Genomic DNA, 24,546 nt, shown 5'->3' on the forward strand with positions numbered 1-24,546 from the left:
ACCTGCAAAAAACATCTGTGAAGTTTGATAGAATACCTCTTCCCTCCATGAAGGTGTAGCGCCTGTGTAGGAACTTTCACCAACGGCGATTATTTTTGGAAAAAGCTATGCTTGCTAAACGTATTATTCCTTGCCTAGACGTTGATAACGGACGCGTAGTTAAAGGCGTTCAATTCCTCGATATTCGTGATGCTGGCGACCCTGTTGAAGTGGCACGTCGCTATAACGAACAAGGTGCAGACGAAATTACTTTCTTAGACATTACCGCTACACATCATGGACGCGATACCACTTACCGTACTGTTGAACGTATGGCCGAGACTGTATTTGTGCCATTAACTGTCGGTGGTGGTGTCCGTAAGGTTGAAGATATTCGTGCGTTATTAAATGCAGGTGCAGACAAAGTGAGTATTAACTCGGCTGCCGTATTTAACCCTGAATTTGTTCAAGAAGCATCTCAGCACTTTGGCGCGCAATGTATCGTGGTTGCAATTGATGCCAAAAAAACTGGTGACAACAAATGGGAAATCTTTACTCACGGTGGTCGTAAACCAACAGGTATTGATGCCATTGAATGGGCTGTGAAAATGGCTGACTATGGTGCGGGCGAGTTACTTATTACCAGTATGGATGCCGACGGTACTAAAGCGGGTTATGACATCGCCTTAATGCGTGCCATTAATGACCGCGTGACCATTCCAACGATTGCCTCAGGCGGTGTAGGTAACTTACAACACCTTGCAGACGGTATTTTACAAGGTGGTGCAGATGCGGTATTGGCTGCAAGTATTTTCCACTTTGGCCAATATACGATTCCAGAAGCTAAACAATATTTAGCTGAACAAGGCATCGAAATGCGCTTGTAAGCGCATTGATAGTAAATGGGGCGATATGCCCCTTTATTTTTTTATGCAGCACCATCAACCGAATTTATGTCGTTAACCAGTTGAGGCTTTTCTTTTTTCTCGACCCATTTTGCAGGGAAGATTTTTTCTACTACTTGAGACAGTGGTTTAGCAAGTGCAGTCGGTAATCGTATACCCAAAGGGTTTTGTTCTTTTAAATCTGCCGAAGACACCACACGTGTTCCCATCACATAATCAAACCAAGGCTTAGTCACACACCAATTAGCATCTTGATTAGAGTTCATGTGGTGGTCGTAATGCCACGGAATTTTACGCTTTGCCCAGTCAGGCTCTAAATGTGCACGGCGATGAATATAATAATAATTACCAGCACTGTACCAAGCTGCAAGTGCCATACCTTTTGAAAATGGATAGAAAATAGCACTTGAAACTGTTGCCACTACGGCAAGAGAAATTAACTCATTTTTAGTTCGCCAGTTTCCAACGCCTTCCACATAGCAATCATCATGAAATTGCTGTTTACGGACTTCACGATGATGTGCCCAATGTGACTCCATGCTTCTGGGCACTGGGCTATAGCGCGGTTTTCCAGCACGGTGCACACCATGCAAAATATATTTGTGTGCCACCCATTCAAATGCATTTGCAACCGCAATTCCTGCAATAAAACCTTTTAACATCACCTAACTCCTTTTTCTTTTTATTCAGCATATAAAATTCGTTATGCTAGGTATTGACCAGAATTTATGGTTTCATTGACAAATCACGACAAGAAAGAGGTGGTCACGGATGCCACAACTAAAAAATTATACAGGCTCGGTGTATGGAGGGCTGGGACATCTATTAAAAGCTTATTGTGAAGCAAATGAGTTAGTGATTCCTGAACAATTAGAACACATTCAAAATCTGGAACGCTTTGATTACGTCGTTTGGCGCGACTTGTTAGAAGTGATTTATAAACTCGACCCCAAGCCGGGATTAGGTCTAGAAATTGCCAAATATGTGCAACCCAAACATTTAGGAATTATTGCCTACCTTGCTCTCTCTTGCGATAACTTAGGGGAAGCCTTAATTCGTTATCATGACTTTCACCGCCTAATTTATGACGGTAGCCCTTTAGTGGTTGAGCTACAGGGACAATATGCTTCTATTCGCTGGGAAGCGACTGAGCTACACCCCACTCAGCTGACCGATGAAATCGCGATTGCGCTGGTCATTCAGTTCTTACGTCTTTTTATGTCTCATGAAGATGTACATTTACATGAGGTACGTTTCTTAAATACTGCCCCTAAAAATATCAGAGTTTACGAGCAGTACTTTCAATGTCCCGTTCGTTTTAGCCAGCCACGTACTGAGTTACTCATTCCAATTACAGAAATTCATAAGCCGCTTAGCAGCGCCGACCATACATTACAGCAGCTATTGGTTCAGCAAGCACAAGCTTTGTTAGAGCAATTACCAAATTCAACCCAACTCGATCAGCGCTTACAGCACTCCATTTTAACTGGCTTACAAAAGGGTCAATATCAAATTGAATATATTGCAACACAGTTAGGACTTTCAGTTCGGCAGCTCCAACGCCATTTACAACAACAAAACACCACCTTTCAAGAGCGTGTACAACAAATTCGCTTTATGCTGGCAACCGAATATTTAAAAGACCCTCATTTAAGTTTACAAGAAATTGCCCTTTTACTTTGTTACTCAGAACAAAGTGCTTTTCAAAGAGCTTTTAAACATTGGACCAATCAAACACCACAACAATGGAGAGATCATTTTTTAGACAAAGAATAACCAACCAAAACTTACAAATCTTTTCTTGATTAAAACAACACTGAAAACAAAAATTTCATATAGTCACATGCTTAATTTTTTGTGACATATTTCACACTAATTAAAAAATAGATCAATAGATGAGTAATCACAATGAATAAATATTTTGCTGAATTCTTAGGTACGTTTTGGCTAGTCTTTGGTGGTTGTGGTAGCGCTGTATTAGCCGCAGCTTTCCCGGAACTTGGTATTGGCTTTGCAGGTGTAGCCCTTGCCTTTGGTTTAACCGTACTCACTGGTGCTTATGCTTTAGGGCATATTTCTGGTGGACATTTTAATCCCGCGGTGAGTGTCGGTCTTTGGGTCGGCGGTCGTTTTGATATTAAAGATTTAATTCCTTACATCGTTGCACAAGTAGTCGGCGCGACTGCTGCTGCATTTGTTCTTTATATTATTGCTCAAGGACAAGCTGGCTTCACTGGTGTAGGCGGCTTTGCTTCAAATGGTTTTGGTGATTTATCACCAAATAAATTTGGTTTAGGTTCTGCTTTTATTATTGAAGTGGTCCTTACTGCATTCTTCTTAATTGTTATTTTAGGATCAACACATGGTCGTGCACCTGCTGGTTTTGCGCCTATTGCGATTGGTCTTGCATTAACACTTATTCACTTAATCAGTATTCCAGTGACAAATACTTCGGTGAACCCTGCACGTAGTACAGGTGTTGCATTCTTTGCTCAAACTGGTGCTTTAAGTCAATTGTGGTTGTTCTGGGTAGCGCCGATTTTAGGTGCTGTGATTGGTGCGATTATTTATAAAGTGGTTGCTGGAGATAAAGATTAATTCTTTATATCTATAGCCTTAATCTGCTATCGCGGTGGGTGACATGGATGTCACCTGTTGAGCAGGGGTACACGGAAGTGCCCTCTGTTCAACAAAGCCTTTTGTTTACTTTTGGGCTTTCAAAAGTAAGAAATGTCTATACAAACTCGATAAGACCTAACATGGTATTAAAGACTGTATGGCAGCATGACTATGCTCAACATCACACATAGAATGCATAAATTATAAAAACGGATTATTCACTTCTTGTTCAGCTGGACGTTCAATTTTCTCAGGCAATTCTTCTTTTTCCAAAGCTGCAACCACATCGTTTAAAAAGCTCTGTAGTGCCTTTGCCTGCTCTAAGCCTACTTTGTCTTTAGTAATTTGCAAATTGCCATAAATGCTCACGCAATCGACATCATTTTCTAATGTTAAATCTTCAATTGAAGAAGACTCTGTACCCTTTTCAAATGGCTTAAACATAAGTGTGTCTCGTTGTTATATCTTCACAGTGTAATACGATCAATTTAAAAAAAATCAATCAAAATTAAAAGTGCCGATAAAATTAAAAAAGCGCCCATCAAGATATTAAAATATTTCAAACGGTTACCTTCGTTTAGCACCACTGAAAATTTATCACCACAGAATCCCCAAAAGAACAAACACACATAACAGGTGAAAAAATAAATAACGATAAAAATCGGCAACGCCTGCGGGTTTTCAATGCTGGTAAACATGGTTATACCCGATACACAAGCTAACCACGCTTTAGGGTTAAGCCACTGTAACAAGAACCCATCTTTAAAATTGGGAATAATGATCTGTTCGACAGGATCACTTGAAATAGAAATATTTGCAGCAGAAAGAATAATTTTAATCCCGATATAACAAACAAAGAGCGTTCCACAAATCGCAAGAATTTTTAAGACAACTGGAAATTGAGTTAATACACTTTGCAGGCCAAACGCCATAAAAATCAAAAGCAAAGTAAAACCAATGGTAGCGCCTGAAATATACGGAACTGATCTTTTTAAACCATGATTTAAGCTGGTCGATAAAATGACGGTATTGACGGGACCCGGGGTAATAGACATAGCAAAAGAAAAAAGAAACATCGAGGCAAACATTGTTATTGTCCTTATTCGAATAAATGGATAAACAGACAGATCTGTATTCTCATCTTATTGTATTGAATAAGAACTGTGCAACAATGTTTACATGCGAGTTATTTAATGATTTGCAAGAAATAGTTCACCAAGGCTTCTACTAATTGTTTCACAATCGCCTTTCTAGTTTCTTCATCAATACTTGGAACTTTTGATTCCATAGGTTCAGAAGACGTACTTTTTTGCTTTTTAAACTGATCTTGTAATGCGTGAATCTGATCTTTAGTTAAATCTTGTTCACACTGACTTTCTCCATCCCAGTGCAAATAATCTAATTTCTGATTTGGCTTAACTTGGCTAGATGTTAATGGCAGACGATAAACATTACGTTTTTGTTGTTCGGTAAGTTGAGGAAATAAGTTAATTCCTAACTTTTCTTCCAAATAACAAACACTCACAACTTTGACCTGCTGCGAGTTGTTATTTGGTGCATAGTAAGCGCCAATTGCACCCGTTTTAGGATAATAAACAGCTTTATATACGGCGCTTGGAACAATAACACCACGCCCAATCGTTTTGAGTCGTTGACCTTCAAAAATTGGTCCCGTCACGATATAGGCATCTTGCTTTTGCTTAGTAACAACAGCACGTGTAGCGTCTTCAAGCTTACGCCAAACTTCCTGATTATTTTTAGGGGCCTGCGGAACCATATTACTGAGCGAGAAGCTATCGTACTGCGAGTCTTTAGTTGGCATATCACCATTTGGAGACATGTGCCCACGGTCATAGCCTGAGCCACGATAATCGCTTAACAATGAACGGTGACGCTCAGGAACACGCGTTTCTTCATGGAAGTTATCTTCACGTTTAATTTTAGTGCTTAAACGGTCTGGACTTAGATATTCAGCTGACCATAACGGCGTTTTAGACATACCCGAGTACAGAACATTGAAGCCATTAAAACACAGCGCATAACTGTCTTTTTTTAAACTTTCTTTATTTAGGGCAGGTGGAACTTCACGATAAAACTGATTTAGACAAGTCGAGTTAGTACTTAAAGGCGAAAACCATTGTGAAATTTTTTCACCGCCAAAAGCGATGGCAAAGCTTCCTGCTGCCACTCCGGCAAGTACAATTTTGCCAAAATGCTCACTTAAAGAAAAATCACCGAAGATGCCTGAACTACTTTTTTTGCTTGCCATGTTTCTATCAATACCACTGTCCACACGCAGCTTAACAATCCTGCTTTTTTAAGTATATCGCTTATCTTTCAAATGGTTAAAACATGGTCATCTTTTTTGTAACTCCATTTCCCCTTACGTAACAATCTGTTGGGATTGTGAGGAACTTTCACTATTGAATTGGGTTAATTGCGTATCTTTCATTGAAAAGCCCTCATGCCTTATGACATGGTTAGCTCCACAAATTTGGATAAAAATATAAACGGAGTCCATTTAATGATCCATTCAAAGATTATTGGTATTGGCGTAATTGCTGGACTGTGCAGTATGGCAGCCCTAGCTGAACCTGCGGTCCAACCAGGTGAAACTTTAGAAAGTTTGTCTAAAGTAAAAGTCACTACAACCGTCAATGGCCAGCCTGGCTCTATTAGTGATTTAGTGAATAGTGGGAAAGTACAACCTGTTTCTGCTCCGCCAACAGGTGCAGCCCCTACGGGTGCTCCTATTCCAGCTGATGTACCTCCTGCTCCTCCAGCAGATGCACCACCAGCACCTCCAGCGGGCGGCGATATGGCTGCTCCAGCGCCACAAGACCCAAATACTCCACCGCCACCAGCCGACCCAAACCAGTCTGCGGACCCAATGGCAAAAGATGGTGCTTTACCAGCAGATGCGCCAATGGCACAAGCTCAATAATCGGAGCCATAAAAAAACCAAGACTTATGTCTTGGTTTTTTTATTACATCAAATTTTATATTTCGATTTGACTACCTAACTCCACCACACGGTTGGTTGGAATTTGGTAGAAGTCACTCACCGGACTGGTATTACGCTGCATCGAAATAAACAGCTTTTCTCTCCACGGCGACATACCATCACCCACCGAGTGAACAATACGATCACGCGAAATAAAGAAGCTGATATGCATTAAGTCGTATTCAAGACCTAACTGCTCATAAGCTTTCATGAGTGCTTTTGGCACATTCATTTCATCTTTAAAACCATAGAAAATTTTAATACGGTAGAAATGTTCAGCTAAAGCTTCTGTCGTAATACGTTCTTCTGGTGCAACGAAAGGTACATCTTCAATCACCACAGTGACCAGAATATTACGCTGATGCAGTACTTTGTTGTGCTTGATGTTATGCAACATGGCATGAGGTACAACGTTTGGTGTACCTGTCATAAACACGGCATCACCCGGTACCCAGTGCACGCTATTACCAATACTTTTCACAAACAAGTCTAAAGACAACGTGTCATGTTCGAGTTTAGCAAAGGTAAGCTCACGACCACGTTTCCATGTCATTAAGATAGTGACCGCAATACCACCAATGAGCAACGGCACCCAACCACCTGATAGCACTTTAAGTGAAGTTGCTGCGACTAAAACCGATTCTAAAATGAAGAATGGAATAATCAGTAACACCACTTTTGGCCAGCTCCATTTCCACGCCGAGTAGATAAAGATGGAAACCAAAATCGTGTCACACAGCATGGTTAAGGTCACTGCTAAACCATAAGCACTTGCCAAGTTTGAGCTGGTTTTGAAAATCAGAATTAAGATAATAATTGCGATTAAAAGTAACCAGTTTAAGAACGGTACATAGATCTGACCTTCTTCAGACTCAGAGGTATGTTTAATACTTAAACGTGGTAAATAACCCAATTGAATCGCTTGGCGAGCAAGAGAAAACACCCCTGAAATTACAGCTTGAGAGGCAATCACTGTTGCCATAGTCGCCATAATAATCATTGGGTAAAGTGCCCACTGTGGAACCAACAAATAGAACGGGTTTTCAATTGCCGCAGGGTCACGAAGTAACAATGCGCCCTGTCCTGCATAATTTAAAACCAAGCATGGCAACACCACAAAGAACCACGCAAGACGAATCGGAACTGGTCCAAAATGTCCCATGTCGGCATAAAGTGCTTCACCACCTGTCACGGTTAACACCACAGCACCCATCACAAAAAAGGTCATGACTGGATGATGATAGATAAACTGAATTGCCCAATGCGGGCTAAACATGCCGAGTACAATTGGTGTTTGAATAACGCTATGAAGGCCTAATGCGCCTAAAGAGATGAACCACACAAGCGTAATTGGACCAAAGAACTTGCCTACAAACGCAGTACCATGTTTTTGCACTAAAAACAGTGTAATGATAATGGCAATTGCAATTGGCATAATGAACGGGTCAAAAACGTTGGTTGCAATAGACAACCCTTCGACCGCAGACAATACCGAAATTGCTGGGGTAATAATACCGTCACCAAAGAACAGTGATGCCCCAATAAAGCCAATGGCAATCATGTAGATTTTTTTGTTGTCGGCAATTTTTGCTTTACGCAAATTCAATGCGAGTAAGGCCATGATACCGCCTTCGCCATTGTTGTCTGCACGCATGACAATTGCGACATACTTGATGCTGATAATCAGCATTAAGCACCAAAAAATAATGGATAAAATTCCTAATACGTTTTCAGGCTGAATTCCCAAACCATGGGCAGCATGGAAGGACTCTTTCAAGGCATAGAGCGGACTCGTTCCGATGTCTCCAAAGACCACCCCAAGAGCTGCCAAAGCCGTGGCAGGCAAGGTCGCTTTTTTGGCCGTATTTTGCATTGTGTAATTAAACCAATAGATTTTTAGCGCAATCTTATCACCTCTATTATTTTTTTTCTGTAATGCTCGTCTTAAATCTTGGCAGAACCTGATTTTTTAGTTACTATCGCACGCCTTGGTGAGGTGTCCGAGTGGCTTAAGGAGCACGCCTGGAAAGTGTGTATACGTTTGCGCGTATCGAGGGTTCGAATCCCTCTCTCACCGCCAGAATTCAAAAAAAGACCTAATCGTTTTGATTTAGGTCTTTTTTATTTTTAATAAAAATTAAAAGATTAGTTAATAGCTAAATGTTTAGAAACATCCTTAGCGACTTGTACAGCAATATCATCCCATGCTTTATCTAACAAACCTGTTTGAGATGAGCCGCCCATTTTTGGATCTTTTAGCTTAGAGTTAAATGTATTTGTCCATTTCTGCCCCTTATATTCAAAGGTAGCAACTAGAGTTACATCAGCTACGTCTATGGCTGGTGCCCTATTTAAAATACCAGCAGTGTATTCAAAGCCAGATCTGGCTTTTTCGACCGTAATTGTTAATGGACTTCCATTTGATGATAGTTTTGCTATCTGAGCAATCGCTTCTTCTATACGACTCGATAGAGCTACGCCTGTAGGAATACGTGTTCTAGTACCGCCTCCTACAAAACCATCCGAACCTTGAATATCAATACGTTGAGGGAAAGTATCAGGATTCCATTTGATATACACCGTATCTTGCACTTTCGGAAGAGCAGATAATTCTGAAATAGACGTATAGTTTAGACGATTGTTATAAGGTAAATTAACTGCACACCCTGTTAATGTAGTTACTAATACTAATGCACTTAAACTGAGTAGTTTTTTCATACTTTAATCTCATCAAGTTTTAAAAAATAAATATTGGTTATCTCGAATTAACTTAATCCAAATCGAACACTTCTAATGACTCTACATAAGGCAAAATAAGATATTCATGATGAGATAAATGCTGTTCTAGCTGGTGATGCGTTGTTTGATTGAATTGATAAAAGTTGCTCAACTAATTAAGCAATTGAGGCGTTTTATTTGCATCAAATTTTGGTGTTTTCATAAAGAATAATAAGCTTGCCCCTAAACCCACATACTCTAAGCCATAGTTTCGATCTAAATGCTCAATCAAGCTAAAAGATTCAAAAGGGTTCAAATCACAACTAAAATATCCATTGAGGCATGCTGCAAATTTTTGAGTTTCAGTTGGACTATTGACTAACTTTACTTGAATAACGGCATCTAAAATTTTGTCGGGTTCAGCATTAATCTGTAGCAGAGTTGCTTGATCTTCATCGCTATAGCTAAGTTTTTTAGGCAAGTTATTAAAGTCTATATAATTTTCTGGCTTTAATAATTGTTCAATATGATATTGAAGCTCTAATGGTCGAGTATTTTCCCAACTTGCTGCACTGTCATCTTCAACGAATTCTGTAGTATCAAAATAAAGACCATCTCCCATTGAAGCATGCATGGATGTGTATTCACATTGCCGAATATCTTCTAAAAGTAATAATACTTTTTTAGGTAAATGCTTATGCTTAATTTCTGAATATAAGTTAACGACATCGTTCCATGAGTTTATTTCACTGATTGTTGCATAGCATATTAATTCATGAGCATCGTCAGTTATAAGGGAGTTTTCTTTTTCTTTAATATCAAGAATAGTCATGAATTTTTAAATTTAATCTATATTTAGCAGACATTTATATCATAAATAAATTGTATATTTAACTTAAAACCTTAATGTAATTTTTTAAAAATCTTCTATATAAGAAGCCCAAACTCTCACGTTCAGGCCTCCTCTTAAAACTTACTCAGACAACGCTAATAACTTCTGAACATACTGAACCGCATTATCCGCTATGTCTTGTTGAGTCGGCACATCGTCATCTTCTGATGGATTTGTGTCTATACCATAAAATGCATGAAGCGGTTGATAGTCTGCCCCAACATATAAAGCTGTTAGCTTAAATGGAGTAAAAATTTGCTCTAAAGAAAGGTTATATCCACCATACTCTGAATAAACTTTTTCTTGCACACCCGCAGACAAAGCCAACATAAACTTTTTATTTTTAAGTTTGTCACCTGTTGAACCATACCCCCAACCATAAGTCACAACCTCATCAATCCATTGCTTCAAAAGTGGTGGGCAGTTAAACCAATACACTGGAAATTGAAATACTAAATTTTCGTGTTCTTCGACTAGTGCTTGCTCTTTGGCAACATCAATCACCCCGTCTGGATAGGCTTGATAAATTTGGTGAACCGTAAATTGCTCTGGGTGTTTTTCTAGTTCTTCTACCCATCTTTTATTTACAACAGATTGGTCTATGTGAGGATGGGTAACAATGACTAATGTCTTTTTCATTATGAAAACACTCTTATCGGAAAGTAGATAAATCGATTATAGAAGTGTGCTTTCCTAAATATAAGTACGGTAATTTATGTTATATACTATACTAAAAGATAGTGTAGATTTTAAAAATGACTGAGTGCATTCCTTCATATACACCATTAGAAGATACGGGTTTTGGCTATACCCTTTCTTTGATTAATGGCAAATATAAAATGATTATCATGTATTGGCTGTACGAAAAAAATGTCATGCGTTTTAATGAGATGCAACGCTGTATTGGCAACATTTCATTTAGAACACTCAGTAATACACTTAAAGAATTGGAAAGAGATGGGCTGATTACTCGCAAGGAATATCCTCAAATTCCGCCAAAAGTTGAGTATCGTCTTTCAGAAAAAGGGCAATCTTTAATTCCTTTATTAGATATGATGTGCCAATGGGGCGAGCAAAATAAGCCGTCTTAGTTTTATAGACTTGAAGTGATACTAATTATGAGAAATGAATTAAGAGAAATTTTTATTAAGGGATGCGACGATAAAATTGAAAAAAAGGGAGACAATGTTGGTCTGTCTTTTTATGCTTTTTTTAAAAATAAGAATGATAACCCTGAGCTACTCATGGAAGCAGCGCATTGGTGGATTATGGAGCATAAGCTAGATCACTTCGAGAAGGCCATTAAGATTAAACAGTTGGTTTTAAGTGAGCAGTAAAAGTTAAAGCTAGTTAAAAAAGGCTTAAATTTAAATAATTTAAGCCTTTTTATTATTTCAAAAAATTTACTTAACATATGACCAAACATCAGGATCTGTATATTCTTCATCGATATGATAGCCCTCAGCCTTGGCTTTTCTCTCTTCCTTTTCCCGATATTTTTTATTTTCAATTAATCTCTTTTTAAATGCTTGCTCGAATTCACTAGGTGTCATTTTATCAGAGTCAGGAATTGAGTCTCTTTCATTGTAACGAACACTCTGAAAGCTAAATCTAAGCATATATTGCTCTTCATTCCGCTCATTTTTAGCTGTTCTTTTTAAACTTATATCTAAAATAACTCCACTAGCATATAGACGATATCCTAATGATTTTGTAGGAATATTATTTATTATATTTTTCCATTCTTCAAAACTAAAAATATAGCTTGGATCAATAACATCACGACTTTTCGATAGATGCTTAATATTATCTTCTTTAGCGATACGCGGAGCATCTGTAAAGAAATAGTTTTTCCAGCCAGCCTGATTAATACGTTTCATTAAAGCTACATAGCTTTGATAAGCTTGCTCTGGAGTCGCAAATTCTTCTTTTGTGAGACCCGCATCGATATCTAAAACTTGAATCCCTTCATTTTTGTCATATTGAGTTCCTAATACTGAAAAAACATGTTCAATTAATAAACTGTTAGGCCCATTCTCTATGGTTAATTTTCCTAAGTTAGGAGGAGAAAATTGAAGTTCTCTAAAGCTAACGCCAGCTGGGTGATTATCGACATTACCATCACTATACTTTGAAAAATCTTGGATACCTTTTTCACCCATATGCAAGGTGTAGGCCTGCTGATTCAAAGTCAAATTTTCATCATTCTTCGCGGTTGGCTGACAAGCGGAAAGCAAAAATCCCAAAATAAAGATTAGGAAATATTGTCTAAATTTTGCCGTCATTACTGTTTTTCCATAAATTAAACTCTACTTTGCTATTTCCCCAACTTACAATAACATCCAATTCTTTTCTAAATAGTTCCGTGTACTTGTCATTTAGTATTAAGTGGTGATATCTACCTACTTATTAAGATATTATAATGAATTAATTTACCGACTTCTTAAATGTGTTTATAAATGCAAAACTCTTTATATAGAATAACTGCTTACGCGTATATATCTCAACTGGAAATATCACTAAAAAACAATATACTAGATCACATTTCCGAAGAGATAATTGATAACTTAAACTTGCCAATTGAAGCTAAAGATAGAGCTATTCAAAGATTAAAAACGGATATAGGTTTCTCCGTAGGAGATCTAATGTTTAGAGATATTGTAGATTATTTTGACTATGGTGATTTACTACAAATTATACAGAAAAATAAATCGCGTATTAATCAAAATATTATTAATATAATAAATGAAAACTACTCTTACCTAGAAAAAGTAATACCTATACGAAATGCGGTCATGCATTCACGACCTATTAGCTTTAGTGATTATCACTATATTTTTGACCTTTGTATAAAGCTAATTGAAGATGATAAATTAAATATTTGGTCTGGGCTAAAACAACTAAAAAAGCAAATTGACCAAGATGAAAGCTATGTATTTAGTAAATATAAAATTCCAGATGAAAAAAATAATCATGTAAATCATTATTTACCTTTTCCAGATTACGATGAAACGGGCCTAATTGGCCGTGAAAAAGATGAAGAGGCTCTAAGAAAACTTTGCTATCGTCCAAATGTTTCAGTCATTTCGGTAATTGGAGAAGGTGGAATTGGTAAAACTGCCTTAGCATTAAAATTAGCTTATGATCTTCTGGACGATCCTAATAGCCCTTTTGATACAGTAATATGGGTTTCTTCAAAAACTACGAAAATTTCACTTATTGAGATAAAAGAAATTAAAGGTGCTATAAATTCTTCTTTAGGGATTTTAAAAAAAATTACTAAAGAATTAAGTGGAATAGAAACCAATAATCTTCAGGAATCACTAGATGAAATACAAGATTATTTAGAAAACTTTAAAATTGCCCTTTTTATTGATAACTTAGAAACTATTTTAGATGATAATATAAGGGGTTTAGTACAGTCTGTTGGATTTGGAAGTAAAGTTATTTTCACATCTCGTATAGGTCTTGGAGCATACGAACATCCTATAAAGCTAAACGGTATTGATAAAAAAAATGCTACGAGATTTCTACGGAGCTTAGCAATAATTCGCGGTATTGATGTTCTAAAGACTTTACCTGAGGCAACTTTAGAAAATTATGTACAAAGGATGAACCTTAATCCAAGTTATATTAAATGGTTTGTTAGTTGTGTTCAGTCAGGAAAAATGCCTGAAGAAATACTACAAAATTCTAAATCATTTCTAGAATTCTGTATGTCTAATGTTTATGAATATCTGAGTGATGATACAAAAAAATTAACTCAAATTATGTTATGTGCCCAAGGAGCAAGAGAGTTACCAGAATTACAATTGTTTAGTAATTATGATGCATTGAAACTTCAAGGATGTATAAATCAACTATTAACAACTAATATGCTTGAGCAGAAAGTAAAACCTGTAATGGGGACATCTAAATCTAGTTATGAACTATCCGATTTAGCTAAAAAATTCTTAGCTATAAAATATCCACCATCTAAAAGATTAAGAGAGGATATTCGTAAAAGTATAAGTAAATTACAATCAGATTCAGATGATTATAATCAAAAGGCGCTTAATGTTTATCGAGGAAACTCAATAAAAATAAGAGACAAGAAAGATGTCGTTGTTGCTGAACAGTTAAATGTCGTAGTAAAACTTATCAGAAATAATAAATTTGAAAGAGCTCAACAAATTTTAGATGAGTTAAAAACTCTCTCACCTGACTATTTTGAAATACATAGAATATATGCGTATTTTTACCAGCAACAGGAAAATATTCAAGAAGCTATAAACTGCTATGAGTTAGCTATTCAACTAGCGCCAAAAACAGCTATGATTTACTTTTGGTATGGCAGATTTTTATTGGATGAAGATAATTCAGAACAGGCTTTAGAAATTCTAGAAAAAGCTTATGAACTAGATAAGTCTTCTCCTGATATAATTCTTACCTTAATACGTGCCAATCTGTATCAAAAAGATTTTGATGAAGCAAATAGATTATTTACATTCATTGATTTTGAAAATCTTGATGATTATGCAAAAAAACAATACTTTATTCAAAAAGTTCAATATTTATATAGAACTTCTGAAAAAGCTTGGCGAAGTAATAACATTGAGCTATGTCTTGATTTACTAGAGGAAATGCGAAATCTGTTTGTAAGCATTCCAGAAAAATATAAACATGCTTCTTTAGGACCTTATATGAAAAAATCTGAGTATTTCTTAAAACGAATTAAACAAAGCTCATCTATATCATCTGAAAAGCGTCGAGCAGACGAGTTAAGTAATTGGTTAAGGCTTCAAAAATAAATTTATACAGAAATTTTTTAAAATTAAAAATTTTCTTATTATTTGCTTAAAAAAAGGCCTAAAGCTAGGCCTTTCCCCTATCAAACCCTTTTTAAAAAATACTCAAGCAAAGCATCTCGTTCCCTTTCTTCATCTGAACTTAACAGCCCCAGAATTGTGCCATCCATCATAAATACAAATATTTCCGCTTCTGCATAGGAAACTGTTTTTTTGGTTTCCATGAGCAAGCAGAAAATTTCATTTTTAAGCCACCGCCTATATCTGAGTGCGGTTTGGTAGGCATTTGGATAAAGTTTTTTAATTTCAAAAATCGCCTTAAACAACAGGTAATACGCGCTTTTTAAGTCAGCATGTAAAAGGTAAATTTGCCTGAGTTGATCGGACAAATCTGCATTTTGGTAAAACTCACTCACCACACTCACTTTGTCTTGTAACTGCTCTTTTTGCGTGAGCAAACACTTTTCAATAAATCTTTCTTTGGAGTGAAAGTAGTTGTAAAAGGTGCCTTTATTTATTTGAGATTCGGCAATAATTTGGTCTACCCCGACCTTATTAAAGCCATATTGTTTAAATAAATCTGTTGCCGTATCAATCACGTGTAATGCTTTACGTGAAGCGTCTAAATTTTTCATGTATACCGCTTAAAATAATTTTTTGTTGTAAATAAACGAGATAGAAATGCCGTCACTCTTAAATTGAGCGCTAAATACAGGCATGCGAAAGCCGCACATAAATGGTGTGCTCGCCTATCTCGGGTTTTATTGTTGCTATGATTTTTTAGTCGTAATGACCTATGGCTTAAAACCTAGAGTCGGTTAAACCGTTTTAAAGACCAGTTGGGTATAGAGTCAAAGATTTTGGCAAAGGTTGCCAATGAGAGAGATGAAATAGTACGCATGAGCGAACTCCTATATGCATAAAATTTCTGCCAATCTCTGCTAAAAGATGGTGGCAGAACGAAAAGGGGTTAGCAGACTGGGCATATAGAACCAGCACACCCGAAGGTGTCCCCCTTCCGCCCTGCCATAACGTCAGGGGAACGGTGGTTTTAACACACAGATCTTTCCCTCAGAAGGAATAAATCTGATGTGCTATATGCATCGGTCTGCTAAAACCGACTGGCAATGTGGCCAGCAGGCAAAGGATAATCCGCGTGTTTTTAAGTGTCAATGTGATATTGGCTATTCATTTATAAAGATTATTTTTATTTTTCATTGGCCTAGTGATTTAAGAATATATTTTCTTAAAGTTTAGTTTATCTGCTTATTTCATTATTAATTTACCGTTCATTTTCAAAACTGTTTAAATGACCCGATTGATCGCGCTACAAATAAAAGCTACAGTAAATAAAGTTTGAATTTTATAACTTTAAATAAATTGATAACGCATGCAGGCAAAGACATGGAAACCATACATGATTTTTATCGCCGCTTTTCTTTAACCAGAGATAGCGATTACTCGGTTCCATCAACCTCGTTTGGACATTTTAACGTGTTCCAACGCGATGCCTGCTCGTTTCTCACGCCTTATAGCCGCCGCGATTATTATAAAATTTCACTGGTTTTAGGCACAGGTGAACTTCATTACGCCAACCGCTGGATACGAGTCGACCGCCCTGCTTTACTGTTTTCAAACCCAATGGTGCCCTATGCATGGGAAATTAATTCGCCCGAACAGGCAGGCTGGTTTTGTCTATTTACCGAAGAGTTTGTAAACCAAGAATCTAGACAAAGTTTTTTAAAAGACTCACCGCTGTTTAAAGTCGACGGCGACCCGCTATATTTTTTAAACGACCAACAAGTTGAAGAAATTTCGTTTATTTTCAAAAAGATGATGAATGAAATAAATTCAGACTATATTCATAAATACAACGTTTTAAGAAATTATTTGCACCTGATTGTGCATGAAGCCATGAAAATGCAACCGACCCAACAGTTTGAAAAACATAGTAATGCTGCGGTTCGGATTTGCCATTTATTCTTTGAGTTATTAGAGCGCCAGTTCCCCATCGACTCGCCCCATTTTCAGCTTAAACTCAAAACTGCAAACGACTATGCCTATGGTCTGTCGGTGCATGTAAACCATTTAAACCGCGCTGTAAAAGAAGCTACAGGTAAAACCACCTCTGAGCATATTAGTTCGCGCATTACGCAAGAAGCCAAAGCGCTACTACAACATACCAGTTGGAATATTTCCGAAATTGCCTATAGCTTAGGATTTGAATATTCAGCGTATTTCACCAACTTTTTTAAGAAAAATACCGGCTTTTCGCCTAAAAAGTTCCGCGAAGACTGTGTAGCCTAAAAACAGATTGTTTGAATTTTATAATTATTGGTTTGAATGTTATACGTCAGTTTGAGCCAAAGCATTTTATAGTTTTTCTACTCAAGTGATTTTGCAAAAAAGAGTGTGAAAAATGAAATATAGAACTTTAGGACAAACAGGCGAAAAAGTATCAGCACTTGGTTTAGGTTGCATGGGAATGAGCTTTGCCTATGGTGCCTCAGACGACACACAAAGCATTGCCACTCTAGAAAAAGCATTAGACCTCGGCATTAACTTTTGGGATACCGCCGACATGTACGGCAACGGCGCAAACGAAGTTTTGCTCTCAAAAGTTTTAGAAAAAAACCGCGACAAAGTGTTCTTGGCGACCAAATTTGGCTTCCGTTATAAAGAAGACAACCTTAACCCACAAAACTCTTTAGAGTCTTATATCGACGGTTCTCCAGAGTGGATTAAAGTTGCGGTCGAAAACAGTTTAAAACGCTTAAATACAGACGTGATCGATTTGTATTATGCACACCGCATTGACCCAAACATTCCAGTTGAAGACACCATTGGTGCAATGGCGGACTTAGTGAAACAAGGTAAAGTTCGTTACCTAGGACTCAGTGAAGCGTCGGCGGAAACCATTCGTAAAGCGCATGCAATTCACCCGATTGCAGCGGCTCAACATGAATACTCGCTACTTACTCGTGAGTTTGAGCAAACTCATTTACAGACCATTCGCGAGTTAGGGATTAGCCTTGTGCCGTATTCACCGCTATCACGTGGTTTAATTACCAATACACTTGATGTGGGCAGCCTAGACGAAAACGATTTCCGTCGTCAGTTGCCACGTTATCAAGGTGATAACTGGAAAAATAACCAAAGCTTGGCGCAAGCATTTAGCGAGTTTGCCCAAAGCAAAAATGCGACTGCGGCTCAATTGGCTTTGGCTTGGATTTTGGCGCAAGGTGACGACATTATTCCAATTCCGGGTACGCGTAAAATCGAGCGCCTTGTAGAAAATGCGGGTGCTGTAGACCTTCATTTAACAGCGGCAGATTTGGCAGAAATTCAAGCGATTATCGCGAGATACCCAAACATGGGCGCACGCTATAACGCTCAGCAACTTGCTGCGGTCAACCACTAATATATAAGCCATAAAAAAAGTCCGACTCAGTGTCGGACTTTTTTTATTTAGTCTTTGCTATATGTGCCTTGTTGGCGTCCACCGTCCCAGATCGCGTCTAAAGATTTATCTGAAATCGTTAGGCTTTCAGGGAAAATACTTAAACCCTTTTTAAATTTAGCTTCTGGCTTTAAACCAATACAGTCACCGTTTTTCCACCATGAGCCTTCGGCATATTGGTCTAATGCCCCCACAGCAAGCATCCATTTAAACTTGCCGTCTGGCTGAAGTAAAAGTTCCGAACCGACTTCCATCACGCCATGTAAATAATAGTGCCCACTCCACGCTTCATCGGCTTTTTGAAATTTCACTTCTTTACATGTTGTATTTGCTACATCTGCATAAACCTGAGCAGACAAAATAACCGTCGAAAGAAGTAGTAAACGTACAAATATATTTTTCATTATTTAGTTCCTAAAAAATTAATCTTATGATTTTTCGCTACTCATATTTTTGAATTTATTCCAGTTTGTACATGCAGCTATCCCATATATGAATAGAGCAAACCAGCTATACCAATACATAATAGAATGATAAAGGTTATATTTTCTGTCTCAGACTTATTTTTACGCTTTTTACCGTATAGCCCAACAATTACTGCAATTATAATTACTAAGAGACTGACGAGCATTACAATGCCCATCATAATTCCATGGCCAATATTTGCCGAACTTAACATTCAAGTTTCCTTTTAAATCTTAAAAAATAAAACTAAGGAATTTATTATTTTCCAGACTCAACTTTTAAATAAGTGCCGTCTGCATAAACGTTATGTCCAAAGCCACAGCCCGAGTTACCCTCGTTTTGTTTAACTTGAATGTAATTGCCTAATTTCGCACTCGTTTTAAAATCGAGCTGAATGCGGCAGTCTTCGTCTTTATAAATAGTTTGCTTGGCATTGGTCGGCATTTTGGTATCGAACTGCCCCATGTTTGGGCCATAAATTAAGCTTCTAAGACCCATATATAAACCAGCATAGCTGATTGCATATTGACCCTTCTCACGGCTTACCGTGATGTGATCCCACTCACCAAAACCTGAGTAACGCACATACTCACCAGACAGATCATTTGACGCTTTAGGGGCTGGTAACTGCTGAAGATTAAACAGGCTCGACTTTGATTTTTCATCGAGCATAAACCATGCTCTCGCCCACAGTGGCTGACCCAATTTGGCGTAGGCTAAGCCCACATTATTGTTGGCAACTTCAATATCACGGTCGGTAAATTTAACTGTGGTTTCATCTTCATTGGCTTTACAAAATGCAGTCCAAGAGGCTTGGCTTTGGAAGTTTTCGAGCGCTTTTTTATACTGTTTTTGGTCGTAGTTTTTCTTACCTAAGCTCGCGTATTGCTTCACTTTATTACAGCCTTGTTGTAATTCTTGTTCAAAAGAAAGCTCTGCATGTGTGACCGCCAAAGCCGAAAGTGTAAGAACCGCACAACCTGAAATAATAGATTTAATCATTTTTAAAATTCTTTAATAATTAACTAATTATATAATATGAGTAAGTTTTATAAATCACAATTATTTGAAACAAAAGTCCCTTACAATGCTTTTAGTCTTAAATAAAAATTTATTAAATCAATTCAATATAAATCGTTGAAAATACCAAGCGATAATTGGTTATTTTTGTTGAATATTCATCCAAAAAATATTGTAGACTTCATGCGTAAAACTTAGGAAGAATTATAAGAGTGAATAATCTTGTTATTGGAACTCTATTTGCACTTTGTGCAGCAGCTTTAAATGCATCTATTGGTGTCATTAGTAAATTACTCATGCATAGCGGTTTAAACCCACAAGATATTGCCTTTTTAAAAACCATTATCGCGTTTTTCTTTTTAAGCGTGTTTTTATTTAAAGTGCCTGTGAGCCAAAAGATTGCCTACATTAGTAGCACGCCAAGCAAGCTCAGCGTTTTTACTCAAATTGCCATCTGTGCCTTTTTAGGGATTTTCTCTTTATTCTTTTTTGAAACCATTGCCTATAACCATGGTGCTGCCGCCAATGTCGTGGTGGTACTCATGGCTTCGGCTGCTATTTCTGCCCTTTTTTTTGGTCGATTCATTTTAAAAGAAAGCATCTATATTCATTCTCTTGTTGGAACATTATTAGCAGTTGCTGGTATTAGTATTATTTCTTGGAAAGGTGAAAATAGTTTATTAATGCTGATCAATGCTTCTATTGCAGGCACGGGTTATGGCCTATTTTCGGTTTTAGTTAAAAGGTTCAAATTAAACGGCGGGCTGTTTCTTACCAAGTACTTATTGCTCTTTGGCAGCGTTTATCTTGCCGTTCCGTTTTTAATAAACTTGCATAGTATTCATTTTAATACTGACATTCTTTTAGGTTTGATTGGTTTAGCTGTTCTACCGACCATACTCGGCTTTTTCTGTACCACTAAAGCACTGTCTTATATGAGTGCAGCAAAGGTACAAGTCACCGAGCTTTCCGAACCTATTTTTGCAGCGCTTATGGCTTGGGTTTTCATTCATGAGCAGCCGACTTTGTCGTTTTTATATGGTGCAATCTTTATTATTTCAGGCATCTTTTTAATGAACAGAGCGCCGAAATCAAATTAGCCAATTTCATTTATTTCGTTGGCGTGGTGACAAGCCACTTGTACCACACTGGCAAAGTTAATCGCCATCTGTGAAGGGGCATGTTTTTTATAGGCAAGTCCTAAACCCACCGTAGGTACAGGCGCTTTTAAAGAACGATACGCAACACCTTGTATTTGCAATTGTTTAGTCGACTCCGGCACCAAAGACACACCTAGGTTTGCAGACACCAACGATAAAATCGACACAATTTGCGGGGCGTTTTGTCCGATTTTCGGTTCAAAACCACGCTCATGACAGGCTTGTTTAATTGCATCAAAAAGCCCTGCGCTAATGGATGGTGGCGAGACAATAAAATCAAGCTCTCGCAGTGTAGTTAAATCAATTTCTTGCGTTGAATCATCTAAACTCAAAGACTCGGAAGGCAAAGCCGCAATGAGTGGTTCTGCTAATAATTCTTGAAGAATGAGACTATCTGGAATGTTGCGTGGTGAGCGAATAATTGCCACATCTAAACGGTCTTCAAGCAATAGGTCGATGAGCAACAAGGTATTGGCTTCTTCAAGCTTTAAATCTACTTTCGGATATTGCTGCTGAAAATAGCGAACACATTTAGGAATGAGAGGGTTCAGCATTGAAGTGCCTGTAAACCCTAATCGTAGTTGACCTACTTCGCCATTTGCCACTTGTTTAACAAGGTTTGCTGCATCTTCTACACGCTGCTGTACAGGCTGTATCGCATTTAAAAAGGCAAGCCCAGCTTCGGTCAGCTCCACTCCATGTGGTGAACGAATAAATAAATCTGCACCTAATTCTTCTTCTAAGTCGCGTATTTGCATGCTTAAAGGCGGCTGGCTCATGTTTAAACGCTGCGCAGCTCTGGTAAAGTTTTTTTCTTCTGCTACTGCTAAAAAGTAGCGTATATGTCTGAGTTCCATCGCTATATATAAAACATATCATGACCTATTATTAAATATATTAGAAAAATACCCTCTAAATTGCTAATTTTAATTCATCGAATTTTATCGATGCAGCATGCCCAAAGCACTGCTCTTTCTTTCTGTCATGGTCATGATATGAGCTCTTCATCTACACCCAGCACTTTAAACACAGAAGCGACTTCGCTGCTTTCACGTGAGTGGATTCATAAAGGTACTAAAGCCTATAAGCATGCAGGGTTCGCCTTATTCCTCGTAGGTTTTGCCAGTTTCTCACTGATTTATTGTGTACAGCCGCTGTTGCCTGCATTTAGCCAAAGTTTCCAGATTAGTCCTGCGAGTAGCTCTTTGGCACTGTCATTAACGACTGCCTTTTTAGCGATTTCGATTGTGCTATCAAGCGCGTTTTCACAAGCGATTGGCCGTCGCGGGGTAATCTTTACATCGATGCTGTGTGCAGCAGTTCTTAATATTGTCTCAATGTTTACCCCGAACTGGCACAGTTTGCTGATGGCACGAGCGTTAGAAGGTTTGCTGCTCGGTGGTGTACCCGCAGTGACAATGGCTTGGATTGCCGAAGAAATTGCACCTGAACACTTGGGTAAAACCATGGGGTTGTATATTGCAGGGACAGCCTTTGGCGGCATGATGGGCCGTGTCGGCATGGGCATTTTGATTGAATATTTTTCATGGCGCACCGCTTTAGGTTTGCTGGGCGCAATCTGTTTTATTTGCTCAATTGCCTTTTTAAGCTTACTCCCTGCTTCACGTAATTTTGTGCAAAAAAAAGGGCTAAATTTAGGCTTTCACATGCAAATGTGGCGTACGCACTTAAGTAATACTAAATTATTACGCCTTTTTGCGATTGGCTTCTTGCTCACCAGTGTGTTTGTGACCTTATTTAACTACGCGACTTTCCGTTTAAGCGGCGCGCCTTATTCACTGAGCCAAACACAAATTAGCCTTATTTTCTTGTCGTATAGCTTTGGTATGGTGTCTTCATCGTTGGCAGGTAGCTTAGCCGATCGCTTTGGTAAAAAAACCATGATGATGAGTGGCTTTGCGCTCATGATTGTGGGTAGCCTCATGACCCTGCTCAGCTCGCTTTTTGGCATTATTATTGGGATTGCCTTTATTACCACGGGTTTCTTTATTACCCACTCACTCACCAGTAGTTCTGTGGGTGCTGAAAGCAAACAAGCCAAAGCCCATGCGAGTTCTCTGTATTTACTTTTTTACTATATGGGTTCAAGTATTGTCGGTTCGGCAGGTGGTTGGTTCTGGTTACACGGTGGCTGGAGTGCGATTGTCACTTTGGCGGTTGTATTGTCAGTATTGGGAATATTTTTAGTGGTTTATACCGCACACGCAAAAGCACATTAATGAGTAATTTAAAGGAAAATCACATGTCGAGTTTATTTGTTTATGGCACTTTAGGTCCCGGCCGCCCTAATGCCCATATACTTGAAAATATTGGCGGACAATGGTCGGAAGGCTGGGTAAACGGAACCCTACGTCATGAAGGTTGGGGAGCAGATTTAGGCTATCCGGGAATTGTACTCGATGATAGTGCTAACCAAGTGCAAGGTTTTGTTTTTAGCTCGGAACATCTAGATGCAAACTGGAAATTACTGGATGACTTTGAAGGTGAAGAGTACGAAAGAGTACCTGTTCAAGTCACTTTAAATAGTGGTGAACATGTTGATTCTTTTATTTATATGTTGAAGCTTTAGGCCATTTTTAAAGTTCAAACGCATAAGCGCTTAAAAATTGATAGAAAAAATTCAAATGCTCATTTTTTGGCTTGTAATTTTTTTAAGAAACTGTAAAATTCACTCCACATCGCCGGCATAGCTCAGTTGGTAGAGCAACTGACTTGTAATCAGTAGGTCCACAGTTCGAATCCGTGTGCCGGCACCATCATTAAACCTCATGAATATTTGATTTATGGGGTTTTTTGTTATCTGTAGGTTTTATATTCTGGCTTGTGAATCTATTATCCTCAGTGTGAAATAAATTCTTTAATAAGAAATGAAAAAAAGCCCAACATCCTGTTGGGCTTTTTTCGTATTTCGTTACTAGGTATACATCCTGTAATACCTCACGTCCTGATGCTTAAACTTATTATTGTTGTTTTACGTTTTGGAACTTCCTGTTCCTGATGAGTTCATCATAGGTAATTCATGAAGTCATAGAAAGACGTCAATTTCCTGAATGGACGTAGGAAAAAGCGTACGGGCTTGTCAGACTACCTCTACCCTTCTTTCTTCTTCTCTATCATTTTTTCAAAGTGTCTAAGGTTTGGGTTCAACGTATCCCAAGCGTAGGCTTGGCTCACAAACACCTCTGCTCTAGGCTGATAGAGACTCGGGTCATCAAGCGTACCTGCACGTATTGAAATCATTTCTGGGGCAATTTCAGGTAAGCCAAAAAGCTGAGAACCACAAGTCGGGCAAAATGCTCTTTTAATGGAACGGCCAGAAGAACCTACGGTCTCAAAATATTTAAGTTCACCATTCACTTTCAATTCAGATTGGTGAAAAAAAGCAATTGGTGCATATGCTGAACCTGTGGCTTTTTGGCAATCTCGACAATGGCAATTAAAGCTATAACGTGGCGCTGCTTCACTTTGGTAGCTCACAGCTCCACATAAACACGATCCTTGATATTTGGCTGACAT

At 38.1% G+C, this 24,546-nt stretch carries 26 protein-coding genes, 2 tRNA genes and 1 pseudogene; 14 read left to right on the forward strand and 15 right to left on the reverse strand.

The genetic code is table 11. The features are described from left to right. Nucleotides 1–107: 107 nt before the first annotated feature. Nucleotides 108–866, forward strand: coding sequence for an imidazole glycerol phosphate synthase subunit HisF (gene hisF / locus B554_RS0113425; RefSeq protein ID WP_000880078.1), 759 nt, complete (start codon nt 108–110; stop codon nt 864–866). A gap of 41 nt (nt 867–907) precedes the next feature. On the opposite strand, the gene B554_RS0113430 is transcribed toward hisF, so the two are convergent. Further along, entirely contained in the window at nt 908–1,546 is a 639-nt protein-coding gene (locus tag B554_RS0113430; protein WP_019458461.1) for a hypothetical protein, read from the reverse strand. A 109-nt stretch (nt 1,547–1,655) separates the two neighbouring features. On the opposite strand from B554_RS0113430, the gene B554_RS0113435 reads away from it, so the two are divergent. Together B554_RS0113435 and aqpZ are read left to right on the forward strand one after the other, a co-directional pair. Further along, nucleotides 1,656–2,660, forward strand: coding sequence for an AraC family transcriptional regulator (locus B554_RS0113435; RefSeq protein WP_019458462.1), 1,005 nt, complete (start codon nt 1,656–1,658; stop codon nt 2,658–2,660). A 132-nt stretch (nt 2,661–2,792) separates the two neighbouring features. Beyond that, entirely contained in the window at nt 2,793–3,482 is a 690-nt protein-coding gene (gene aqpZ, locus B554_RS0113440) for an aquaporin Z (RefSeq protein ID WP_004705093.1), read from the forward strand. Nucleotides 3,483–3,704: 222 nt separating this feature from the next. Here the strand turns inward: aqpZ and B554_RS0113445 are convergent, their stop codons facing one another. The 3 genes from B554_RS0113445 to B554_RS0113455 all read right to left on the reverse strand — a co-directional run bounded on the left by B554_RS0113445 (nt 3,705) and on the right by B554_RS0113455 (nt 5,772). Next, on the reverse strand, nt 3,705–3,947 hold the full coding sequence (locus B554_RS0113445; RefSeq protein ID WP_000476056.1) for a hypothetical protein: 243 nt from the start codon (nt 3,945–3,947) through the stop codon (nt 3,705–3,707). Nucleotides 3,948–3,991: 44 nt separating this feature from the next. Continuing rightward, nucleotides 3,992–4,591 carry a LysE family translocator gene (locus B554_RS0113450; RefSeq protein ID WP_019458463.1) on the reverse strand — a complete coding sequence of 200 codons (600 nt, stop codon included), beginning with the start codon at nt 4,589–4,591 and terminating at the stop codon, nt 3,992–3,994. Between the two features lie 98 nt (nt 4,592–4,689). Next, complete coding sequence (locus tag B554_RS0113455) at nt 4,690–5,772, reverse strand: DNA/RNA non-specific endonuclease (protein WP_019458464.1); 1,083 nt, start codon at nt 5,770–5,772, stop codon at nt 4,690–4,692. Nucleotides 5,773–6,027: 255 nt separating this feature from the next. On the opposite strand from B554_RS0113455, the gene B554_RS0113460 reads away from it, so the two are divergent. Continuing rightward, the gene (locus B554_RS0113460; protein WP_004705086.1) at nt 6,028–6,447 is read left to right on the forward strand and encodes a hypothetical protein; all 420 of its coding nucleotides are present in this window, start codon (nt 6,028–6,030) and stop codon (nt 6,445–6,447) included. A 55-nt stretch (nt 6,448–6,502) separates the two neighbouring features. Here B554_RS0113460 and B554_RS0113465 read toward each other — a convergent pair whose 3' ends face one another. Then, a complete protein-coding gene (locus B554_RS0113465; RefSeq protein ID WP_004705082.1) occupies nt 6,503–8,380 on the reverse strand; it encodes a potassium transporter Kup in 1,878 nt (625 codons plus the stop codon). A gap of 117 nt (nt 8,381–8,497) precedes the next feature. On the opposite strand from B554_RS0113465, the gene B554_RS0113470 reads away from it, so the two are divergent. Beyond that, a tRNA-Ser gene (locus B554_RS0113470) sits at nt 8,498–8,587 on the forward strand. A gap of 65 nt (nt 8,588–8,652) precedes the next feature. Here the strand turns inward: B554_RS0113470 and B554_RS0113475 are convergent. The 3 genes and pseudogenes from B554_RS0113475 to B554_RS0113485 form a co-directional block, all read right to left on the reverse strand. Then, nucleotides 8,653–9,225, reverse strand: coding sequence for a hypothetical protein (locus tag B554_RS0113475; protein WP_019458465.1), 573 nt, complete (start codon nt 9,223–9,225; stop codon nt 8,653–8,655). A gap of 52 nt (nt 9,226–9,277) precedes the next feature. Further along, nucleotides 9,278–10,057 (reverse strand): annotated as a pseudogene (locus B554_RS0113480) (hypothetical protein). Between the two features lie 141 nt (nt 10,058–10,198). Continuing rightward, on the reverse strand, nt 10,199–10,756 hold the full coding sequence (locus tag B554_RS0113485) for an NAD(P)H-dependent oxidoreductase (RefSeq protein WP_019458467.1): 558 nt from the start codon (nt 10,754–10,756) through the stop codon (nt 10,199–10,201). Nucleotides 10,757–10,872: 116 nt separating this feature from the next. On the opposite strand from B554_RS0113485, the gene B554_RS0113490 reads away from it, so the two are divergent. Both B554_RS0113490 and B554_RS0113495 read left to right on the forward strand, forming a co-directional pair. Continuing rightward, nucleotides 10,873–11,208, forward strand: a complete 336-nt coding sequence (locus B554_RS0113490; RefSeq protein ID WP_005300806.1) for a winged helix-turn-helix transcriptional regulator — start codon at nt 10,873–10,875, stop codon at nt 11,206–11,208. 27 nt (nt 11,209–11,235) lie between these two features. Continuing rightward, on the forward strand, nt 11,236–11,454 hold the full coding sequence (locus tag B554_RS0113495; protein ID WP_019458468.1) for a DUF6500 family protein: 219 nt from the start codon (nt 11,236–11,238) through the stop codon (nt 11,452–11,454). Between the two features lie 66 nt (nt 11,455–11,520). Here the strand turns inward: B554_RS0113495 and B554_RS0113500 are convergent, their stop codons facing one another. Continuing rightward, nucleotides 11,521–12,402, reverse strand: a complete 882-nt coding sequence (locus tag B554_RS0113500; protein WP_019458469.1) for a hypothetical protein — start codon at nt 12,400–12,402, stop codon at nt 11,521–11,523. 174 nt (nt 12,403–12,576) lie between these two features. Here B554_RS0113500 and B554_RS0113505 point away from each other — a divergent pair, with 174 nt between their 5' ends. Further along, nucleotides 12,577–14,907 (forward strand): tetratricopeptide repeat protein, encoded by a 2,331-nt coding sequence (locus B554_RS0113505; protein ID WP_019458470.1) that lies wholly within the window; start codon nt 12,577–12,579, stop codon nt 14,905–14,907. Between the two features lie 80 nt (nt 14,908–14,987). Here the strand turns inward: B554_RS0113505 and B554_RS0113510 are convergent, their stop codons facing one another. Then, nucleotides 14,988–15,539 carry a TetR/AcrR family transcriptional regulator gene (locus tag B554_RS0113510; RefSeq protein WP_019458471.1) on the reverse strand — a complete coding sequence of 184 codons (552 nt, stop codon included), beginning with the start codon at nt 15,537–15,539 and terminating at the stop codon, nt 14,988–14,990. 769 nt (nt 15,540–16,308) lie between these two features. Between B554_RS0113510 and B554_RS0113520 the strand changes: the two genes are divergently transcribed. Both B554_RS0113520 and B554_RS0113525 read left to right on the forward strand, forming a co-directional pair. After that, entirely contained in the window at nt 16,309–17,211 is a 903-nt protein-coding gene (locus B554_RS0113520; protein WP_000447715.1) for a helix-turn-helix domain-containing protein, read from the forward strand. Between the two features lie 112 nt (nt 17,212–17,323). Next, the gene (locus B554_RS0113525; RefSeq protein WP_019458473.1) at nt 17,324–18,325 is read left to right on the forward strand and encodes an aldo/keto reductase; all 1,002 of its coding nucleotides are present in this window, start codon (nt 17,324–17,326) and stop codon (nt 18,323–18,325) included. 47 nt (nt 18,326–18,372) lie between these two features. On the opposite strand, the gene B554_RS0113530 is transcribed toward B554_RS0113525, so the two are convergent. The 3 genes from B554_RS0113530 to B554_RS0113540 all read right to left on the reverse strand — a co-directional run bounded on the left by B554_RS0113530 (nt 18,373) and on the right by B554_RS0113540 (nt 19,831). Further along, complete coding sequence (locus tag B554_RS0113530; protein WP_019458474.1) at nt 18,373–18,768, reverse strand: hypothetical protein; 396 nt, start codon at nt 18,766–18,768, stop codon at nt 18,373–18,375. A 77-nt stretch (nt 18,769–18,845) separates the two neighbouring features. After that, a complete protein-coding gene (locus B554_RS0113535) occupies nt 18,846–19,043 on the reverse strand; it encodes a hypothetical protein (protein ID WP_019458475.1) in 198 nt (65 codons plus the stop codon). Nucleotides 19,044–19,087: 44 nt separating this feature from the next. Then, nucleotides 19,088–19,831, reverse strand: coding sequence for a hypothetical protein (locus B554_RS0113540; RefSeq protein ID WP_019458476.1), 744 nt, complete (start codon nt 19,829–19,831; stop codon nt 19,088–19,090). A 230-nt stretch (nt 19,832–20,061) separates the two neighbouring features. On the opposite strand from B554_RS0113540, the gene B554_RS0113545 reads away from it, so the two are divergent. Then, nucleotides 20,062–20,949, forward strand: a complete 888-nt coding sequence (locus B554_RS0113545; protein WP_019458477.1) for a DMT family transporter — start codon at nt 20,062–20,064, stop codon at nt 20,947–20,949. Here B554_RS0113545 and sxtR read toward each other — a convergent pair. Continuing rightward, entirely contained in the window at nt 20,946–21,866 is a 921-nt protein-coding gene (gene sxtR / locus B554_RS0113550; RefSeq protein WP_019458478.1) for a multidrug efflux pump transcriptional activator SxtR, read from the reverse strand. The genes B554_RS0113545 and sxtR overlap by 4 nt on opposite strands. A gap of 138 nt (nt 21,867–22,004) precedes the next feature. Between sxtR and sxtP the strand changes: the two genes are divergently transcribed. The 3 genes from sxtP to B554_RS0113565 all read left to right on the forward strand — a co-directional run bounded on the left by sxtP (nt 22,005) and on the right by B554_RS0113565 (nt 23,786). Continuing rightward, on the forward strand, nt 22,005–23,249 hold the full coding sequence (gene sxtP, locus B554_RS0113555; protein WP_025465221.1) for a multidrug efflux MFS transporter SxtP: 1,245 nt from the start codon (nt 22,005–22,007) through the stop codon (nt 23,247–23,249). A 23-nt stretch (nt 23,250–23,272) separates the two neighbouring features. Then, nucleotides 23,273–23,599 carry a gamma-glutamylcyclotransferase family protein gene (locus tag B554_RS0113560; RefSeq protein ID WP_019458480.1) on the forward strand — a complete coding sequence of 109 codons (327 nt, stop codon included), beginning with the start codon at nt 23,273–23,275 and terminating at the stop codon, nt 23,597–23,599. Between the two features lie 111 nt (nt 23,600–23,710). Further along, nucleotides 23,711–23,786, forward strand: a tRNA-Thr gene (locus B554_RS0113565). Nucleotides 23,787–24,120: 334 nt separating this feature from the next. On the opposite strand, the gene B554_RS0113570 is transcribed toward B554_RS0113565, so the two are convergent. After that, a complete protein-coding gene (locus B554_RS0113570) occupies nt 24,121–24,546 on the reverse strand; it encodes a GFA family protein (RefSeq protein WP_019458481.1) in 426 nt (141 codons plus the stop codon).

The organism is Acinetobacter sp. GG2, assembly GCF_000292385.1.
GTDB lineage: Bacteria > Pseudomonadota > Gammaproteobacteria > Pseudomonadales > Moraxellaceae > Acinetobacter > Acinetobacter seifertii.

Bases quoted from the DNA above. Each gene is read 5' to 3' on its own strand.
- hisF (WP_000880078.1), top strand. From the start codon at position 108: ATGCTTGCTAAACGTATTATTCCTTGCCTAGACGTTGATAACGGACGC.
- B554_RS0113430 (WP_019458461.1), bottom strand. From the start codon at position 1,546: ATGTTAAAAGGTTTTATTGCAGGAATTGCGGTTGCAAATGCATTTGAA.
- B554_RS0113435 (WP_019458462.1), top strand. From the start codon at position 1,656: ATGCCACAACTAAAAAATTATACAGGCTCGGTGTATGGAGGGCTGGGA.
- aqpZ (WP_004705093.1), top strand. From the start codon at position 2,793: ATGAATAAATATTTTGCTGAATTCTTAGGTACGTTTTGGCTAGTCTTT.
- B554_RS0113445 (WP_000476056.1), bottom strand. From the start codon at position 3,947: ATGTTTAAGCCATTTGAAAAGGGTACAGAGTCTTCTTCAATTGAAGAT.
- B554_RS0113450 (WP_019458463.1), bottom strand. From the start codon at position 4,591: ATGTTTGCCTCGATGTTTCTTTTTTCTTTTGCTATGTCTATTACCCCG.
- B554_RS0113455 (WP_019458464.1), bottom strand. From the start codon at position 5,772: ATGGCAAGCAAAAAAAGTAGTTCAGGCATCTTCGGTGATTTTTCTTTA.
- B554_RS0113460 (WP_004705086.1), top strand. From the start codon at position 6,028: ATGATCCATTCAAAGATTATTGGTATTGGCGTAATTGCTGGACTGTGC.
- B554_RS0113465 (WP_004705082.1), bottom strand. From the start codon at position 8,380: ATGCAAAATACGGCCAAAAAAGCGACCTTGCCTGCCACGGCTTTGGCA.
- B554_RS0113475 (WP_019458465.1), bottom strand. From the start codon at position 9,225: ATGAAAAAACTACTCAGTTTAAGTGCATTAGTATTAGTAACTACATTA.
- B554_RS0113485 (WP_019458467.1), bottom strand. From the start codon at position 10,756: ATGAAAAAGACATTAGTCATTGTTACCCATCCTCACATAGACCAATCT.
- B554_RS0113490 (WP_005300806.1), top strand. From the start codon at position 10,873: ATGACTGAGTGCATTCCTTCATATACACCATTAGAAGATACGGGTTTT.
- B554_RS0113495 (WP_019458468.1), top strand. From the start codon at position 11,236: ATGAGAAATGAATTAAGAGAAATTTTTATTAAGGGATGCGACGATAAA.
- B554_RS0113500 (WP_019458469.1), bottom strand. From the start codon at position 12,402: ATGACGGCAAAATTTAGACAATATTTCCTAATCTTTATTTTGGGATTT.
- B554_RS0113505 (WP_019458470.1), top strand. From the start codon at position 12,577: ATGCAAAACTCTTTATATAGAATAACTGCTTACGCGTATATATCTCAA.
- B554_RS0113510 (WP_019458471.1), bottom strand. From the start codon at position 15,539: ATGAAAAATTTAGACGCTTCACGTAAAGCATTACACGTGATTGATACG.
- B554_RS0113520 (WP_000447715.1), top strand. From the start codon at position 16,309: ATGGAAACCATACATGATTTTTATCGCCGCTTTTCTTTAACCAGAGAT.
- B554_RS0113525 (WP_019458473.1), top strand. From the start codon at position 17,324: ATGAAATATAGAACTTTAGGACAAACAGGCGAAAAAGTATCAGCACTT.
- B554_RS0113530 (WP_019458474.1), bottom strand. From the start codon at position 18,768: ATGAAAAATATATTTGTACGTTTACTACTTCTTTCGACGGTTATTTTG.
- B554_RS0113535 (WP_019458475.1), bottom strand. From the start codon at position 19,043: ATGTTAAGTTCGGCAAATATTGGCCATGGAATTATGATGGGCATTGTA.
- B554_RS0113540 (WP_019458476.1), bottom strand. From the start codon at position 19,831: ATGATTAAATCTATTATTTCAGGTTGTGCGGTTCTTACACTTTCGGCT.
- sxtR (WP_019458478.1), bottom strand. From the start codon at position 21,866: ATGGAACTCAGACATATACGCTACTTTTTAGCAGTAGCAGAAGAAAAA.
- sxtP (WP_025465221.1), top strand. From the start codon at position 22,005: ATGAGCTCTTCATCTACACCCAGCACTTTAAACACAGAAGCGACTTCG.
- B554_RS0113560 (WP_019458480.1), top strand. From the start codon at position 23,273: ATGTCGAGTTTATTTGTTTATGGCACTTTAGGTCCCGGCCGCCCTAAT.
- B554_RS0113570 (WP_019458481.1), bottom strand. From the start codon at position 24,546: ATGTCAGCCAAATATCAAGGATCGTGTTTATGTGGAGCTGTGAGCTAC.